Origin of the sequence: Lactiplantibacillus mudanjiangensis (genome assembly GCF_005405385.1) — a bacterium.
GTDB lineage: Bacteria > Bacillota > Bacilli > Lactobacillales > Lactobacillaceae > Lactiplantibacillus > Lactiplantibacillus mudanjiangensis.
In genome coordinates, this window is the sequence record NZ_BJDY01000010.1 from 1 (window position 1) to 15,132 (window position 15,132).

The following is a 15,132-nucleotide window of genomic DNA, read 5'->3' on the forward strand; positions in this document are numbered from 1 at the left end:
TAGTTGGGGGATCGCTCCCTGCGAGGGTAGGACGTTGCCATGCAAACGTAAGGAATCGATTAATCGGTTCCTTTTTTGTTGCGCTTTAAACCAAGAACCGCTTTTGGTATACTGTTTAAAGAGTGTTTTTGCCGTTTTAGCTCAGCAGGTAGAGCGTTTCCATGGTAAGGAAGAGGTCGGCAGTTCAAATCTGCTAAACGGCTTCAATGCATTATTTCTAGTTAGTTATCGTAAAACAGGAACCATCTTGAAATGCCCATAAATGGGTATTCTAAGATGGTTCCTGTTTTTTTGTTTGTTTCTGATTTGTTCTGGTTATTCTTTTACGGTACACGCGGTGTACACAGAGCACTTAGTAGAATCCCATGAGTGTCTGCTCAACTTTTTCATCCTCACGTGCCTGGGCCTCACGTATGATGTGGATGTAGGTGTTATAAGTGATCATGATACTCTTATGGCCTAGCCGTTTTGAAACGTAGGCAACATCAATGTGATTATAAAGTAAAACGCTAGCGTGTGTGTGACGCAGTGAATGTGAGGTATATGGATGAACGTATCTGCCTTGACGATTTTTCTTGATGATTCCTAATTGATAACAGATTAATTTCAGGTCTTTATTGACGCCACCATTAGCGACAGGTTTTAAGTTGCGTTCGCAGAATAGCAGATGTTTCGGGTTACTGAGTGTTCTGCTCTTAAGTATTCTAATATCTTGCGCCCTCTTGTAATGTTTTAAGGTCGTAACTAATTTTTCATCGATGGCTACGGTTCGATTAGAATTAGCATTCTTGGTCGGACCAAAGCCGGGCTTCATATCGTTATCCTGAGAGTGTTCGCTCCACGCCTTGTTAATTACTAAAGTACCATGTTCAAAGTCCACACAGTCCCACGTGAGGGCCGCTGCTTCCTCATACCGCAAACCTGTCATACACATAGTCAATATGATGCAGTGGTTGGGGGTTTTCCAATGGTCCTCACTACTCAGATAAGTGATTAGCTTTTTGAAGTCCGCGAAATCCATGAACTTATCAGATTCTTTTTTCTCTAAATTCTTATTACCGGTCACTTTAGCCCCCCAAGTAGGGTCTTTTTTTATAACGCCATCATGATAGGCGGCTTTTAAGCACTTACTGATGTAAATGTGCCGACTGCTGGCCGTTTCCTTAGCGTGGTGCTTGCCAAAATCATTAAGCATGTTCTGATAGTCATCACGAGTGATTTCAGTGATCTTTTTGTATTTGAAATATTCTTTGATAACTCTCAACGCGTTAGTAAAGTGGAGATTGGAAGCATAACTCATTTTGTTTTTGTAGTAAGTGTTAAACCAGTTTTCATAGTAGCTAGCAAACGAAATATTAGGATCAACTTTATAAGTACCATGCTTTAATTCAAATTCGATGCATTCCGCTTCTTCCTTTGCAGCAGAACGCAACTTAAAACCGCCCTTAGAATTAATTGGGACCCGTTTGCCGTCAATTGTTCGATTGATGCGCCAGTGCCAAAGATTGTCAGTTCTTTTATATAAATAGGCCATACTATGCCTCCTTAATCGATGTAACAAACACATGTTCTTTTGAAACTTTAAAGAAAATCCCATTAAGGGATTCTTTAGGCTATTCAGCTTTAATACCACCAGTTAGCGTGGATCTAGCGATTAAAGTTCCACCGGTAGTATAGACATAAATAGGGCGAACCGAGATATCACACATGTCACCAATCTTAGTCGTGTGATTAAAGAGGTATGTGCCAATTTCTTTCTTGGTTGAGTCCGAGGCATCAGCATAGCTGCTATCTACGTAGTAATGAACCTCTTTCGTAGGGAAGCTTACGGAATTAATGCCATATTCAGTTGAATTTTCAACAAATTGTCGAATAGATTTCTTGTATGCAGCAGTAGCACTAGTGCTACTTGTTTTCTTAGACGCGGATCGTTCGGTTGAATCCGAAATACTAGCAATTTCTTTCTTGGTTGATTCACTTCTTTGCCTTGCTAGTGAGGCCGATTCTGCTTTTGATTCCGAACTTGTTTGAGTTGGTTCTTCACCTTTAGCCATAGCCATAGCTTTTGAAATAAGCTTTTGTAATTTTGTCTTCTTTGCTGAGTTAGGAAGTTTATTTACTTGGTGCTGAACATTTTCCACATCGCTGACGCCAATGCCAGTAAAAAGTTTATTATAATTAAAGCTTTCACTATCCGTGTTTTCTTTTTCAGCAAACAAGTTATCAACTGCCCCCTCGGCTTCTGAGAGGTCTTCTTTTTCTTTTTTCTCAGAACTTGCATCTACTTCGGATTCCATTCGTGCAATGCTCTTAGATTCTTTTTTTGAGGAAGCAATGCTCGAAGCAGCCTCTTTTTCACTAGCAGATTTTCCACATCCTGCTAATAGTAAGACACCACTTAAAATAATCCCCACAATTACTAATCCTTTTTTCAATTTTATTCCTCCAAAATTATTCAGCCTTGATTCCACCAGTTAGTGTAGAACGGGCAATTAAAGTTCCACCGGTAGTATAGACATAAATAGGGCGGACAGAGATATCACACATGTCACCAATCTTAGTCGTGTGATTGAATAGGTATGTGCCAATTTCCTTCTTGGTTGAGTCCGAGGCGTCAGCATAGCTGCTATCTACATAGTAATGAACTTCTTTAGTAGGGAAGCTCACGGAACTAATACCGTACTCGGTTGAGTTCTTAGCAAACTCGCGAATAGATTTTTTGTATGCATCGTAAGCACTATAGTTGCTAGATTTTGAAGCGGAGGTCGAACCTGTTGTATTGGACGTCTCTTTTGCTTTTTTAGATGATGCCGCCATTTCGCTATCAACCTCAGAGGAGATTTCTTTACTCTCAGATTTTGATGAAGCTAGTGCCTTATCTGCAATATGAGGATTTGGAGTAAAACTAAGTGCCTTGTAGTTTTTTAGATTGTTAATTGAATTTTTTAATTTACTTCCGTAATCATCGGTGCCGGTTTGGATATTTTTATCGGAAGTTAGATAATATTCCATAGCTTTCTTTGATCCTGTTTCATGCCTAACGAAAGTACCATCACTTTTACTCCTGAAAGAATCAATAGATTGGCCACTGTTATTTAGTAAATAAAGTTTAACGTTTTTTCCGGTATTTCCTGAGATATCGAATTTGTTCTCTGTATCTCCCTTTACATCAGAACTGTCTAAGACAATGGATGACACTTTTGTAGCAGAGTTAGCTGTCTTTTTCTTTGAATTACCACATCCAACCAATAACAAACCACTTAAAAATATCCCCACAATTACTAATCCTTTTTTCAATTTTATTCCTCCAAAGAATGAATTAACTTAATCTCTCTAATTTTTTATGCACATCATTTTCTAAATATCCCGGAATGCATAGTTGCTCCATAACTGTTTGATAGTTTCTAGGTGACTCGCCATCACCATAGGCAATATACATGGGTAGAATAATATCGAGCGCCTTAAGACTAGCAGCACGTTCAAATCGATGCTTAAAGCTTCCCGGAGAGTAGTAGAGTATGCCCTCATCGCGATTAACTATGTGTCCCAGTTCATGTGCAGTTTGAAAAGGTATCTCTTCATGACAATGCCAGTTCATATTAATGATCATCATTTTGTTTTCCGGTTTGGATACTGGAGGCGTATAAGGATCGAGTTTTGTAGTTAGCGTATAGCTAACCTTGTGATCATACGCATATTGAAGCAATGACAACATTAAATCATCGAAGTTTCCATTCATATATTACTCATCGTCCTTCCCACCATTTAGAATTCTTAGGATGTATTCTAAGTCTTCTGGTGGGATGGGGCGGCCTTCATAAGTCATGATTGTTTTATCATTGTTAATTGTTTCTTTTAAATCTATTTCTTTGGGGGTATCTTCTGCTGACGTTGTTTCAATTCCAGCAATCTTAAAAATAGTGCTGTCAGGAACACCAAGACCTTTTGCTAATTTTTGAAGAGTAAGAGGCTTGGGACCTCCTGATTTTCCATTCTCAAATCTAGATATTTGAGATGAACTAACCCCAGACTTAAGCGCTAACTGGTTTACACCCATCTTTTTGCTAAGTCTCAACTTCTTTAATTCAGAGCCAAAACTCATAATTCCCACCACCTTTAAATAATAGATTATTGCCTTTTTGCAACTAATTCAATAATAAATTGTTTTTTTGCAACATTTCTATTGCATTTAAGCAACACATGGGCTAATATAGGTGTTGTCAAAAAGCAACGGAGGTGAAATTAATGACTGCAACAAAACAGAAAGTAATTGTGAATCGAAATGCATTGTTGACACTATTGGCAAAACGAAACATCTCCATTATTGATTTAGCTAATAGTATGAATACTGCACCATCAACACTTTATCGATCTGTTGACCCGGATAATCCTAAAGGTGTTGGTGGTGAAACGATTGCAAATATGTTAAGTGCGTTGGGACTAAAAGAGAAAGATTTTTCTAGTCTTTTTATTTTCTCAAATCGTTGCATTTAGGCAACAATTAATTAAGGAGGCAGCACAATGAATGAGCATTCAGGATTCTTCAAAACTGGCGAGTACGTCAAGTCATGTGGACGGCTAAAAGGCTATGTACAACATGCCGATGAATCAATAGCCGAAATCAGACTAATTACCGGTATGTCATTTGGTCGGTATTATCTAGAAAACAAAGCCATATTTGTTAATAACAAGATGGCTGCATATGAACACCATCCTGAATTTGAAAAACTCAAGGTACTGGATGAGCACCTTGAGTCCATGGAAATATCAATATTTAGCTAGAACTTGGAAAAGAATTCTTCTTGGGATAATTCAATAGTCCAAAGTTCGGCTGTATATTCAGAACTAGCTGGTGTAAATGTATGATGCTTTACCAGCAAGTTAGGACCATCAATTTTTTTAACCACAGTGTCTCCAACTTCTGGGATCTGAGTTAGTGAGACAGGTGTGTTTCTCCAACCATTCCCACTTTTCACATGTACAAAAACGTTTAGTGACATTTAAATCACCTCCTTATGCCAATTATCGCATATGGAGGTCCATAGAGGAGGCTATTTCATGAATGATCACAAAATGATTCCATTTATTATCTGGTTAATTTTAAAACTACGGCGTAGCAGCTGGGAGGCGGTAAAAGAATCAATCGACTCTGAGTTCAACAAAATTAGCAAAATGGATGTCATTCCAACCGAACGGCAAGAAGACATCCAAAGTGATGTACTAAAGAAGTTAAAAGGAGCAAATAAATGAATAAACAATGGTCGATATCAATTGATGCCTATGGTGATGATGATGCACCCAGCCCTAAAAAATATGTTGTGAAATTAGGTGATTCAAGCCTGACATTTGAAGCTAAAGGAGCAGCCCATAAAAGTGAAAACGCAGTTCAAAATTATGGAGCACTAATTGGTGCATTAAATTTAGTTTTAAAAAAGAGAAATGAATAAATCATTTCTCGATGGTGCTGATTAAGGATCCCAAACAATATCTACAAGTTTTCCGTCTGTCCACGGAATCCACTTGATATGAGCGTTTAGTTTCCCATCTTTAATTAGCTCGTTAGCGGTATCCCAAACATCTTCTTGATTAAAAAATTCTAAGGTGTTTCCGTTCTGTTGACCGGGAACATATCTATTGTGTTTTGAGATAGCTAATAACTCGCCAGCGATTGTATCGTTATAAGCCATAGTGGTATCACCTCCTTATGTCAATTATCGCATAAGGAGTGACTCTAAAGAGTTATTACTTTTCAATTTTCAAAGAACGGAGGTGCACTCATGTCGAATTTAGATAAGAAGTCAGTAGTTATGAAATATACAAATCTTTCTGAGGCTGAGTTTAAGTCGATGACTGACGGTGATCCTGATCAGTTGGATCACCTGTATAAAATGACTCAGCAGAAGCTAAAGGATGAAGCGAATATTACTTATCTTCAATCATTAACCTTGGTATTATCTTAGCCTAGTTTTATGGCAATGTGATCAGGGCAAGTTGCCAATTACAAGGAGGTGAGGTAATGAGTCAAAACAATACATTCCACCGTTTTCTTGATGATGCCATCCTTAAACGGCGTCTGACAGGCAAGCAATTTGCAGAGTTGACCAGCTATAGTGCCGGTCAGGTAAGTAAGATGCGTAGTGGTAAGCGAAAAACAGATAAGCTCATGCGAGTAACGGTTTCAAGAATTCTAAAGGATGTGCGGTTATCAATGGTGTCGGCATCAGCTGATTATCATATTCCGACATTTATGTTTGATGCTACATCTCGTAAAGATGTGTTTACGACCTCGAATGATCAACGGCGTGAAGAACGTGAGCGCCAAGATTTGGAAGAAAGCTATAACGAGGCGGTCAGAGTTCCTAAGAGTCAACGGACTGAGGCTCAGTGTCAGGCTATCAGCAAGTATTTACGGAACTACATGGAAGAATACACATCAGAAGAGACCGATTGGCTTGCTAAAGCCGAGTATGCGGGATTAGATGATGATCAGATTTTTCAAATGTATGACGGATTTTTAAAAGATTACGGTGTTAAAGAATAGGGGTGAGTAAATGTCAGAGCCAACGCAATCGCAAATCAAAGCTGAAATTACTCTGGTGCTACCAGATGATCGAGTAGTTGTTGATAAGGCCTACTTTGAACAATTGCAGGATTTCAAAAATTACCATAGTTTGCATGGTCAGGTATGGGGGTTCAGTGACTTAGAGCGGGTGACGCGTCACAAGCGGTCGTGGATCATGCGTCATATCTTAACTCCATTTGAAAAGAAGCTAAGCACTGCTAACGGCGGTCCGGTTCGTTATCCGACACCGGGAACTAGTGAGACTTACTCTATTGACGCGGAGCGCATGGCCGACTTTTTGAGCCTTCATTTCAGAGATATCTATGAAAATAAACTATGAAGGGATCGTTAAGTATGGGTGCGGTGATTTTAATTATTGTTTTTCTGTTCTTGGCTGGTAGTGAAAGCTGGGAAGCTATCAAGAAGTTCTTTTAAGGAGGTTGGGGACATGATCATTATACCGAACAGTATAGTGCTGGTAGTTGGAACATGGTTGACGGCTACTTGTTGGTTTAAACGCCATGAAATTAGTCGCAAATTATTTGATGAAGGAGATGGCAAGAATGTTTAATTTTCGTTTAGGCAATACCCATTATTGGAACGTAACACTTGATGAACTACATGAGTTGTTCAAAAAGGAGGCTGAAAAACGATATGCGAATGCCATTAAGTAACGCAATCTCGGGAAACAAAAAAAGCCGCACAGGTATTGGTATTACCCGTACAGCTCAAATCAATAACATGTCTTTATTAACTAATTGTATTTATTATAAGCCGAAACCAACGTTCTTGCAACGAGTAAGGAGGTGGTATCGTGCAAATCATTAAATCAAGTGACATCAATATGTCTAATGTTATGTATCTGGTTTACGGTCGCCCGGGAACTGGAAAAACTCATGCGGTTCAGTTTCTGCCGGGTAAGACAGTTTACATTGCTATTGATGGTAGTGAGCGACCACTTAAAGATAAGAACACTGACAACCTGATTTTAATTGTTCTAGACCAGTCTGACTATCTAGATATTATCACGAGTATGGATAAAGTGATGATGACGATTGAACAGAGTTTGTTAGGCAAAGTGGATAACATTGTGCTGGATAACATTTCCTACTTGCAAGAACTGATTGTTGAGCAATTGTCGGACAAGTATAAGGACCAGCGGCAGATGTGGCAATTCATGCAAAATTACATTAAAAAAATTGTGACACGATTTAAGTCATGGAATAAACGGATTTATGTAACTGGCTGGGAAGTTGATTATATTGACTTTGATGAATCTCATAATCAGACAACCCTGTTTGACTTAAAACTTAATGCCAGCTTGCGTGAATCAATTGAAGGTCTATTTAATGTTGTTGGTCGTGCCTTTATTCATAAAGAGCAGCACTTAATTCAATTAACACAGAGCCAACGAATAGCGGCTAAGAATCAGGTAGACACACGTAAGTATTGTCTGACTGAGGACCTGTTTACGGATAAAGAGTGGCAGCCTAAGAGCAAAACAATTACTGGGGGAAATTCAAATGAAAATTAATCGAAAAAATACAGTTGGTAATAAGTACCTAGATGCTAACGGTACGTTTGAGGCATTTCCTTACTCGTACAGTATCGGTATTTCACGTGAAGGTACTAATACGATGGGGATTAACTACCGAATCCGTGAAGATGTCCCACAGGAACATCAGGGCGAGGTTGTTGATTTTGCCGATACCTATAATGATGGACAAACTGGTGAAAAGTTCATTAATACCTTAATCGTCAATGCAGGAATTAGTGAAAATGAACTGCCAGATGGCCAGAGCGTTTCATTAAATGACATTGCGGGGTTACTAATGGGCAGACCAATTCGGATTACCAATAAACGGTCACCTAAGTGGAATGATCCTACAAAAGAAGTCAACGATATTAGTTACACTGAGCCCGCTAGAGCTAAGAAGATTGGTCCTGATGAGCTTGATGGCAATATCAGGGGTGATGTCACTGAGCAAACGAATAATCGCCGACAATCGGCTAATGAATCTGCTGGCGCTAATATGGGTGCATCACGACCTGCACCAGCAGCTAACAATAATGCAAGTGCACCATACAGCCGGGGTAATTATTCTGGTGGCGGTATTGAGATTAATGATGATGACTTGCCGTTCTGATAAGGAGTGACCAGTATGCAAGATATGAGTTTATCAGGTTAGGGGGTGCTGCGATGGCACGTCCAATAAAGAACGGAATTAACTATTTCAACTTAGATGTCACATTTTTTAGTGATATGAAGATACGAAAAATAAGAAATGCTTGTGGCAATCAATCCATTGCGATACTAATCTACCTGCTCTGTACTATCTATGAAGATAAAGGGTATTACATGCGGTGGGATGAAGATATACGGTTCTTAGTTGCTGATGACCTTGGTGCTAAGGAAAGTGCAGTACAAGATGTAGTTGATAAAGCAAAAACAGTTGGCTTTTTCGATGATGAGATTTTCAAGCAATATCAGGTTTTGACATCTAAAAGAATTCAGGAAAATTATAAGTTGGCTGCTAAGCAGAAAAAGGATGGGTCGATTGATCCTAAATACAGACTGCCAAAAGTTTCAACGATTGATAATGAAGTTTCCATGAATGGAAACTCGGTTTCAAATAATGGTAACCCGGTTTCCACTCCTGAAAGTACACATATAAAAACAGAACAAAGTAAAACAGATAATAACAAACAAAATCAAACCAAAGTAAGTGATCCTCGTGATCGTATTTTACAAGAATTCACGGAAAAAATTTGGGCCATTTATCCCAAAAAACGTGATTTTCAAAAGTCTTATGATGCGTACTACCGAGCTAAGTCAGAAGGCGTTGGACTGGATGAGATTGTTGCCAAGATTAATGAATATAAAGCTTGGTTGACATTAAACGGCACCGGTGAGTATTACACAAAGAATTTGGAAAATTGGCTCAGTGGCCGTGGTTGGATGGATACGTATGACATGACACCACCAAAGACAAGCAAAGGCAAAAATGCAAATCGAGGACCGGTAGAGGGGAGTGGCAGCTATGTCAGAACTGAGTTCTAAGCCTTTAGATTTCCCGGCTTTACGAAGTTTAAGATCAAGTGATCGTGAATGCCCTCGCCACCATGTGAAGATGGTCTATTTGCCGGGACATGAACCGTTCTGTATGGTTTGTACGCGTGAAAATATTGATTTGAAGAATCAAGCAATTGCCGATGAAGCTAAGTCACGGTTTGACCGGTATCACACCGTTGGAGTGATGAGACGGGATTCAATTATTGACGATGACGATGTTAAGCCTGCGACATTTGATAATTATGAACCGAATAGTGAAGAAGCGATAATCAACCTGAAACTGGCTCGTAATATTGCTAAAGACTATTTGAGCCCCAAGGCTAAGTACAACACGATTCTTACAGGACTACCCGGTAGAGGAAAATCTCACTTAGCTTTGGCAATGTTAAAAGCGGTTAATCAACATAGTCAGGTACCCATGTCATGCTTGTTCGTAAGTGTTAACAAATTGATGCGATTGATTCGCAGTAGTTTTGATTACCCAGATAGTAAGTACACAGAGGCAAACATGATTGAACTTTGTGTTAATGCTGACTTGTTGGTACTTGATGACCTAGGTTCTGAGGCATCTTTTAAACAAGATACTAGTGAGGCAAGCGAATTTGTACAAAGAGTATTGTTTGGAATCTTAGATGATCGTAATCGGACTATTATTACTACCAACTTGAAGAGTGAGCAGTTGGCTAAAATTTATAATCCTAAGTTACTTTCAAGAATGTACAAAGGCATTAACGGGCACATCATCAAGTTCACAGAAGAAACACCAGACAAACGGGAGGAAGTATCGTTTTAATGTGTGAGTTATGTAATGGAACTAGAGTGGTTCATACCGAAATTATGACGGGGGTTATAAATGTAACGCCATGTCCTAATTGCACTAATGTTGTTCATCAACATTATGAACAAGAATTTAATAACATTCGCAACATGTTAGTTGAAAGTAAGTGAGGTGGCATCAATGCCAGAAGCTTTTGGAAAAGTGTTGAGAATCAATGGCAACATCGTGACTATCCAAGTATTAAAAAGTGATCGTATGAGTTATCTGACGACTGGCAGTGATGCGGGTCTGATTTATGACGATGGTCGGCATATTAGCATGGTGCAACGGCGTAAGATTTTTGCCATGTTGCATGAGATCGATGAATATTTTGGCAACTATCTACTAGGCTTAACCGAGTATCAAATGAAGCAACGGTTTTGCAGTACTACACAGACTTTTGATGATTTTTCATTATCGAATTGTTCAAAGTCGTTGGCTACTGGATTCATTGAGTTTTTAATCCAGTTTTGCTTAGTAGAAGGCGTCAATTTCAGCACCAAGTCTTTAGATGAAATTCGTGGTCAATATGGCTGGGAACGGGCGTGTCTGGATGAAAGGCGTTGCTCTATATGTGGAGATCATGCTGACATCGCGCATGTTCATGCCGTTGGTATTGGTCGTAATCGAAATAAAATTAATCATATCGGCTATCAAGTCATGGCGCTTTGTCGCAAGCATCACACAGAACAGCATACGATTGGTATCTGGTCATTTATGGATAAGTACCATATCAAGGGTGTTCGTGTGACACCAGAGATCGCGGAAAGGTTACGACTAGGTAATTGGCGTGTGTATCACCAAGAACCAATAATTACTGAATAGGGTTGGCTATGAGAGTAACGATTAGTAAGAGAAATGAGTGGCATCGTGACATCGAATTAATATATGCGCGTGATCATTATTTACACGGAGAAATCTGGAAAATTAAAGGGATGCTGGCGTTAAATAGCTCAATCGTGTTCAACGGATGGCGAGTACAGCTTAATAGCAAGGAGTGATTAGATGGCTGGAAGAAAGACATTAACAGATTTAATACCCAAGGTAGTTAAAAAAAGGATTGTGGATGAGGTAATGCCTAAACATCCTACAGAGCTTGCCGCTGAAATCACGAGTGCAGAGGTAGCGGAGGCTCTTGCTACGTTTGAAGATGAAACGGTCCTTTATAACATGACCGAGGATGATGGCTGGTTGATGTTTTATTGTTGGCTGTGTGCGACTTATATGCATAAGGACCTAATGGTTCGTTTTATCAGGGAAACGACTGGAGAGCCAGAACCAGTTGTTGAAGAGCCAGTCAATGAAAATCAAGAGCTGATCGATGGATTGAAGGGGATATTATGAAATTTTACGAACTCAGAAAAGAACCATACCTAGCAGTGATTGCGGCTGAATCGCTGGACGATGCAAAAATGACCTTCAATCTGACAATGCCGGTTGATTGGGATGAAATTGGAGTCATCGGGCATGAGGTCACTGTAGATCGGGCCATTCAAGTGTACATGGACCTTTCAGGTGGTCACATAGAGGGTGCGCTCACTGCCGATGACATCAAGCATATCAGCAAGCCAATGAAAATTATTGACTACGGTCCGTATGGAGATGAAGCCGATGATTGAAGTCAAAGAGCCGACCGATGAATTGCGGCGGCAAGCGTTTGAATTGTTTGGGGAGGACTAAAAATGAAACTAGCTATTAATAGACAATTTGGTGGATTTCAACTGTCGATGGCTTCACAAATTCATGTGGCCGAACGTAAGGGTATCAAAGTTTACCCATATATTTCAAAGCTATTTTCAAGGGCGGATTATATGGACATGACTAAAACGTATATAAAGTACACCGGCCTCGCCGAAGAAGCATTTGATCAATTGGAACTATTTCAAAAAGACCCCCAAGTTGATCAATTTGTGTTGAAAGACATGTCCACCGACTGGGATGGATATATACAAAAATTTAAACCTTGGAAGTGGGAACCTGATAAAAACCGGACTGATAAGGATTTGATTGCGACTATTCTGGCGGATGGTGATGCTGCTAATACCCGAGTGTCTGAACTTAAGATCGTTGAGGTGCCAGACGGCTATGACTATAAGATCGATGACTATGACGGTATGGAAACGGTATACATTGGCAAAGATTTAAGAACAATTAATTGAGATTGGGAGGACTAAAAATGAGTACTAAAAATAAAATTGGATTTGGAATAATTATCTGTCTTTTAATTGCGGCTACTGTGGTATCTATAGTCGGTATATTTATTGAAGGTGGAATAGTTGCATTAATAGCTTACCTGACTATTGTTTCATTGGTTGTTACAGGATGTGTACTAGCGTTTTTGTAGGATTAAAACTAATCAAGGAGATGGCGACGATGATTAAGTTTAGAGCGTGGGACAACGAGTGCAAGGCAATTAGAGACTATGACGAATTGAAAGGGTTGACCTTGGACGCCTTAGATGCAAGTGATTTTAAACTTGAACAGTTTACCGGCCTTAAAGACGTGAACGGTAAGGAAATCTACGTGGGCGATATTATACATTTTGGGAGTGTCTGGTGTGTTGGTGACGAATATGACCCTAGGGAAGAAGAACATATAGGTGCTGTGAAATATCGTACCGACTGTGCGAGTTATGAGGTCAATTGTAATGGACAAACATTTCCACTAATGGAAGTAATCAATTTTGATGGTTATTCAGTACAAGGCAACGTGCACGAGAACCCGGAGTTACTGGAGGCGGGGAAATGAATAAAGAAAAAGAAATAGAAAATATTGAGAAAGAAACTACTACTCACTTTGAAAAGCTGACTAAAAGTATTTACGGTTGGTCAGTTAAAGACGGAAAGTGTGTACCACCAAAAATCATTTTTCCTAAACCAGTCGTTGAAAGAATTGAGTATTTTGCGGAAGAAATGGAAAATGGGCTTACTTTTCAAGGGGCATTAGAATATATTTTTGCTGAAAACGAAGAACATTGTAAAGAAGAATGTGAGCAGTTCATGGATTGGTTGCCAGTCAGTGATGGCTTCAAAAAATGGAGCGATGATTATTTCTCATATAGTTTCAAAGAAGCACAAGTAATGTTGGCACTGATTTATGGCAATTATCAAGTGGAGGAAGAAAAATGACTGACACCGAATATGCCAAAGCAATCCAAACGAAAGCCACAGTTGCCAACCTGGAAATGAACGCGGCGCTGACAACTGAGCAACAGGCACAAATTGGTCAGGACTTCATTGCTGACATTGTGGAGTTGAGTGATTGCGAGAGCAAACAAAAAGCCGCCTACTAAGGCGACCAGTCACGGGACCACTCGAATGACCGTTGTCAGTATAACATATAAAAACGCCGCCATTGCTGACCGCGCTACGATTAATCCCGAATAAATTAATTATATCACAGCAAAAGCTAAAGGGGTGGCAGCTTTGAGTAACGGCTTTAAAAAATACGATGCCAAGGCGACCGAGCAAAATGTTGATCGGGAGCTGTGGCGGTACCAGAAACTAAAAAAACAGGAAAAACGGTTAAAGTTGGTTGCGTTGAGTGGGCAAGCTTATGATGGCATGCCGCACAGTAAGACTAATGTAAACGGGACTGAGGAGGCGATGCATAAGCGGCTAGAGGATCAGGAATGGGTCAAGAAGGAAATGATTTTATTAGAGACCGCGGTGTCTTATGTGGGTGATGAGAGTGAAACGGCCGAGCAAGCCGCAGCAATTTTAAAATGGCGTTACATTGATGGCTATTCACTTACTAAGTGTTGTATGAAGTTTGGCCAGACGTTTGCGGATGGCTACCCGCTAGCCAGAACAACGATGAATGATAAGTTAAAGGCTGCCAGATTGCGGTTCTCAGAGATTTATCCGCGTGAGTTGCGAGTTGAAGCTTAAAAAATCCGTCACAATCCGTCATAAATCCGTCACTTTTCGTACATGATCCGTACAAAATCCGTCATAATCCGTTACACAGGGCCTAAAAATGGGGGTAAATTAGTATTATCGAAAGATAGATAGACAGGCCACCCCAGCCAGTAATGTCTATCGTTTGGACTGATAGCTCAGTAGGTAGAGCACCGGAGTGAAGTCCCGGGGGTTCGGCGGTTCAAGTCCGTCTCAGTCCATTAGGTGAGTGTCAGGTGATACTTCTTTCATTTGATTTAACTCCTCCAGGTTAATTTATATATGTGTGTACAGTTGTACGGCCAATTTTTGCAGCTGGCACTTGCCTAAAAATCTTGAAGGGTGATGATAAAGCCCTTGAAAGTTCTTAGTAATGGCTAGTCGGGCCTCAAACCGACTAGTTGATACAGATATAAGTAATGGTAGCTGAATGGTCTCCAAAACCATTCGTGTGGGTTCGATTCCTGCTGTCTGTGTTGATGGGTAAGTTTTGCATGGAAGCATGCGCACTTTTCAACAGCCCATCAAAGCGGATGTAGTTCAATGGCAGAACGACAACCTAGGTGTTATATGAGTTCGATTCTCATTGTCCGCTTAGCCAGTGGTAAAACCAGGAGGTAATGTGTTCCTCTCTCAACCACTGGTGAGGTTTGATTAGATTATAGGCGACGGTAAAGCTCGGTGTATGTACCGGGCTTTTCTTGTACATAAATTAAAATTGACAGAAGGTGGCTAAAACATTGGAATTGATAAAAAAACGTTATGTTAGTCAAGGTGAGCC

General features: G+C 39.9%; 27 protein-coding genes and 4 tRNA genes. 24 read left to right on the plus strand and 7 right to left on the minus strand.

Going from position 1 to position 15,132, the window contains the following annotated elements:
• Positions 1-130: 130 nt before the first annotated feature.
• A tRNA-Thr gene (locus FFM84_RS15855) sits at positions 131-203 on the plus strand.
• Between the two features lie 149 nt (positions 204-352).
• Here the strand turns inward: FFM84_RS15855 and FFM84_RS15860 are convergent.
• The 5 genes from FFM84_RS15860 to FFM84_RS15880 form a co-directional block, all read right to left on the minus strand.
• Positions 353-1,534, minus strand: a complete 1,182-nt coding sequence (locus tag FFM84_RS15860) for a tyrosine-type recombinase/integrase (protein ID WP_165450271.1) — start codon at positions 1,532-1,534, stop codon at positions 353-355.
• Between the two features lie 79 nt (positions 1,535-1,613).
• Positions 1,614-2,435, minus strand: coding sequence for a toxin Cry1Ac domain D-VI-related protein (locus FFM84_RS15865; protein WP_130844056.1), 822 nt, complete (start codon positions 2,433-2,435; stop codon positions 1,614-1,616).
• A gap of 16 nt (positions 2,436-2,451) precedes the next feature.
• Positions 2,452-3,297 carry a hypothetical protein gene (locus FFM84_RS15870; protein WP_130844055.1) on the minus strand — a complete coding sequence of 282 codons (846 nt, stop codon included), beginning with the start codon at positions 3,295-3,297 and terminating at the stop codon, positions 2,452-2,454.
• Positions 3,298-3,319: 22 nt separating this feature from the next.
• Positions 3,320-3,739 (minus strand): ImmA/IrrE family metallo-endopeptidase, encoded by a 420-nt coding sequence (locus FFM84_RS15875; RefSeq protein ID WP_130844054.1) that lies wholly within the window; start codon positions 3,737-3,739, stop codon positions 3,320-3,322.
• A 3-nt stretch (positions 3,740-3,742) separates the two neighbouring features.
• Complete coding sequence (locus FFM84_RS15880) at positions 3,743-4,102, minus strand: helix-turn-helix domain-containing protein (protein ID WP_130844053.1); 360 nt, start codon at positions 4,100-4,102, stop codon at positions 3,743-3,745.
• A 143-nt stretch (positions 4,103-4,245) separates the two neighbouring features.
• Between FFM84_RS15880 and FFM84_RS15885 the strand changes: the two genes are divergently transcribed.
• Together FFM84_RS15885 and FFM84_RS15890 are read left to right on the plus strand one after the other, a co-directional pair.
• Positions 4,246-4,494, plus strand: a complete 249-nt coding sequence (locus FFM84_RS15885) for a transcriptional regulator (protein ID WP_130844052.1) — start codon at positions 4,246-4,248, stop codon at positions 4,492-4,494.
• Positions 4,495-4,521: 27 nt separating this feature from the next.
• Positions 4,522-4,782: a hypothetical protein gene (locus FFM84_RS15890; RefSeq protein WP_130844051.1), complete on the plus strand. Its 261-nt coding sequence runs from the start codon at positions 4,522-4,524 to the stop codon at positions 4,780-4,782.
• On the opposite strand, the gene FFM84_RS15895 is transcribed toward FFM84_RS15890, so the two are convergent.
• Positions 4,779-5,000, minus strand: coding sequence for a hypothetical protein (locus tag FFM84_RS15895; RefSeq protein ID WP_130844050.1), 222 nt, complete (start codon positions 4,998-5,000; stop codon positions 4,779-4,781). The two genes, FFM84_RS15890 and FFM84_RS15895, sit on opposite strands and share 4 nt — an antisense overlap.
• Before the next feature lie 58 nt (positions 5,001-5,058).
• Here FFM84_RS15895 and FFM84_RS15900 point away from each other — a divergent pair, with 58 nt between their 5' ends.
• Both FFM84_RS15900 and FFM84_RS15905 read left to right on the plus strand, forming a co-directional pair.
• Positions 5,059-5,250 carry a hypothetical protein gene (locus FFM84_RS15900; protein WP_130844049.1) on the plus strand — a complete coding sequence of 64 codons (192 nt, stop codon included), beginning with the start codon at positions 5,059-5,061 and terminating at the stop codon, positions 5,248-5,250.
• Positions 5,247-5,447, plus strand: a complete 201-nt coding sequence (locus tag FFM84_RS15905; protein WP_130844048.1) for a hypothetical protein — start codon at positions 5,247-5,249, stop codon at positions 5,445-5,447. The genes FFM84_RS15900 and FFM84_RS15905 overlap by 4 nt, the downstream gene beginning before the upstream one ends.
• Positions 5,448-5,468: 21 nt before the next feature.
• On the opposite strand, the gene FFM84_RS15910 is transcribed toward FFM84_RS15905, so the two are convergent.
• Positions 5,469-5,687, minus strand: a complete 219-nt coding sequence (locus tag FFM84_RS15910) for a hypothetical protein (protein ID WP_130844047.1) — start codon at positions 5,685-5,687, stop codon at positions 5,469-5,471.
• Positions 5,688-5,807: 120 nt separating this feature from the next.
• Here FFM84_RS15910 and FFM84_RS16225 point away from each other — a divergent pair, with 120 nt between their 5' ends.
• From FFM84_RS16225 to FFM84_RS15995, 19 genes are all read left to right on the plus strand, one after another.
• On the plus strand, positions 5,808-5,960 hold the full coding sequence (locus FFM84_RS16225; RefSeq protein WP_165450270.1) for a hypothetical protein: 153 nt from the start codon (positions 5,808-5,810) through the stop codon (positions 5,958-5,960).
• A 56-nt stretch (positions 5,961-6,016) separates the two neighbouring features.
• A complete protein-coding gene (locus FFM84_RS15915) occupies positions 6,017-6,541 on the plus strand; it encodes a hypothetical protein (protein WP_130844046.1) in 525 nt (174 codons plus the stop codon).
• A 10-nt stretch (positions 6,542-6,551) separates the two neighbouring features.
• Positions 6,552-6,902, plus strand: coding sequence for a DUF771 domain-containing protein (locus FFM84_RS15920; protein WP_130844045.1), 351 nt, complete (start codon positions 6,552-6,554; stop codon positions 6,900-6,902).
• A gap of 474 nt (positions 6,903-7,376) precedes the next feature.
• Entirely contained in the window at positions 7,377-8,096 is a 720-nt protein-coding gene (locus tag FFM84_RS15925) for an AAA family ATPase (protein WP_130844044.1), read from the plus strand.
• Positions 8,086-8,709, plus strand: coding sequence for a DUF669 domain-containing protein (locus FFM84_RS15930; RefSeq protein ID WP_130844043.1), 624 nt, complete (start codon positions 8,086-8,088; stop codon positions 8,707-8,709). Before FFM84_RS15925 ends, FFM84_RS15930 begins: the two co-directional genes overlap by 11 nt.
• A gap of 53 nt (positions 8,710-8,762) precedes the next feature.
• Positions 8,763-9,623, plus strand: coding sequence for a DUF4373 domain-containing protein (locus tag FFM84_RS16265; protein WP_191983329.1), 861 nt, complete (start codon positions 8,763-8,765; stop codon positions 9,621-9,623).
• Positions 9,604-10,428: an ATP-binding protein gene (locus FFM84_RS15940; protein ID WP_130844041.1), complete on the plus strand. Its 825-nt coding sequence runs from the start codon at positions 9,604-9,606 to the stop codon at positions 10,426-10,428. Before FFM84_RS16265 ends, FFM84_RS15940 begins: the two co-directional genes overlap by 20 nt.
• 165 nt (positions 10,429-10,593) lie before the next feature.
• Positions 10,594-11,277: a putative HNHc nuclease gene (locus FFM84_RS15945; RefSeq protein ID WP_130844040.1), complete on the plus strand. Its 684-nt coding sequence runs from the start codon at positions 10,594-10,596 to the stop codon at positions 11,275-11,277.
• A gap of 180 nt (positions 11,278-11,457) precedes the next feature.
• Positions 11,458-11,796, plus strand: a complete 339-nt coding sequence (locus tag FFM84_RS15950) for a hypothetical protein (RefSeq protein WP_130844039.1) — start codon at positions 11,458-11,460, stop codon at positions 11,794-11,796.
• Positions 11,793-12,071 (plus strand): hypothetical protein, encoded by a 279-nt coding sequence (locus tag FFM84_RS15955; protein WP_130844038.1) that lies wholly within the window; start codon positions 11,793-11,795, stop codon positions 12,069-12,071. Before FFM84_RS15950 ends, FFM84_RS15955 begins: the two co-directional genes overlap by 4 nt.
• 63 nt (positions 12,072-12,134) lie before the next feature.
• Entirely contained in the window at positions 12,135-12,611 is a 477-nt protein-coding gene (locus FFM84_RS15960) for a hypothetical protein (protein ID WP_130844037.1), read from the plus strand.
• 17 nt (positions 12,612-12,628) lie between these two features.
• Positions 12,629-12,796 carry a hypothetical protein gene (locus FFM84_RS16230; protein WP_165450269.1) on the plus strand — a complete coding sequence of 56 codons (168 nt, stop codon included), beginning with the start codon at positions 12,629-12,631 and terminating at the stop codon, positions 12,794-12,796.
• 29 nt (positions 12,797-12,825) lie between these two features.
• Positions 12,826-13,200: a YopX family phage-derived protein gene (locus FFM84_RS15965; protein ID WP_130844036.1), complete on the plus strand. Its 375-nt coding sequence runs from the start codon at positions 12,826-12,828 to the stop codon at positions 13,198-13,200.
• Positions 13,197-13,580, plus strand: a complete 384-nt coding sequence (locus FFM84_RS15970) for a hypothetical protein (RefSeq protein WP_130844035.1) — start codon at positions 13,197-13,199, stop codon at positions 13,578-13,580. Before FFM84_RS15965 ends, FFM84_RS15970 begins: the two co-directional genes overlap by 4 nt.
• Positions 13,577-13,744, plus strand: coding sequence for a hypothetical protein (locus FFM84_RS15975; protein ID WP_130844034.1), 168 nt, complete (start codon positions 13,577-13,579; stop codon positions 13,742-13,744). Before FFM84_RS15970 ends, FFM84_RS15975 begins: the two co-directional genes overlap by 4 nt.
• A 133-nt stretch (positions 13,745-13,877) precedes the next feature.
• Positions 13,878-14,342, plus strand: coding sequence for a hypothetical protein (locus FFM84_RS15980; RefSeq protein WP_130844033.1), 465 nt, complete (start codon positions 13,878-13,880; stop codon positions 14,340-14,342).
• Positions 14,343-14,498: 156 nt separating this feature from the next.
• A tRNA-Phe gene (locus tag FFM84_RS15985) sits at positions 14,499-14,572 on the plus strand.
• 185 nt (positions 14,573-14,757) lie between these two features.
• A tRNA-Trp gene (locus tag FFM84_RS15990) sits at positions 14,758-14,827 on the plus strand.
• Positions 14,828-14,880: 53 nt separating this feature from the next.
• Positions 14,881-14,946: transfer RNA gene (locus FFM84_RS15995), tRNA-OTHER, on the plus strand.
• Positions 14,947-15,132: the final 186 nt, after the last annotated feature.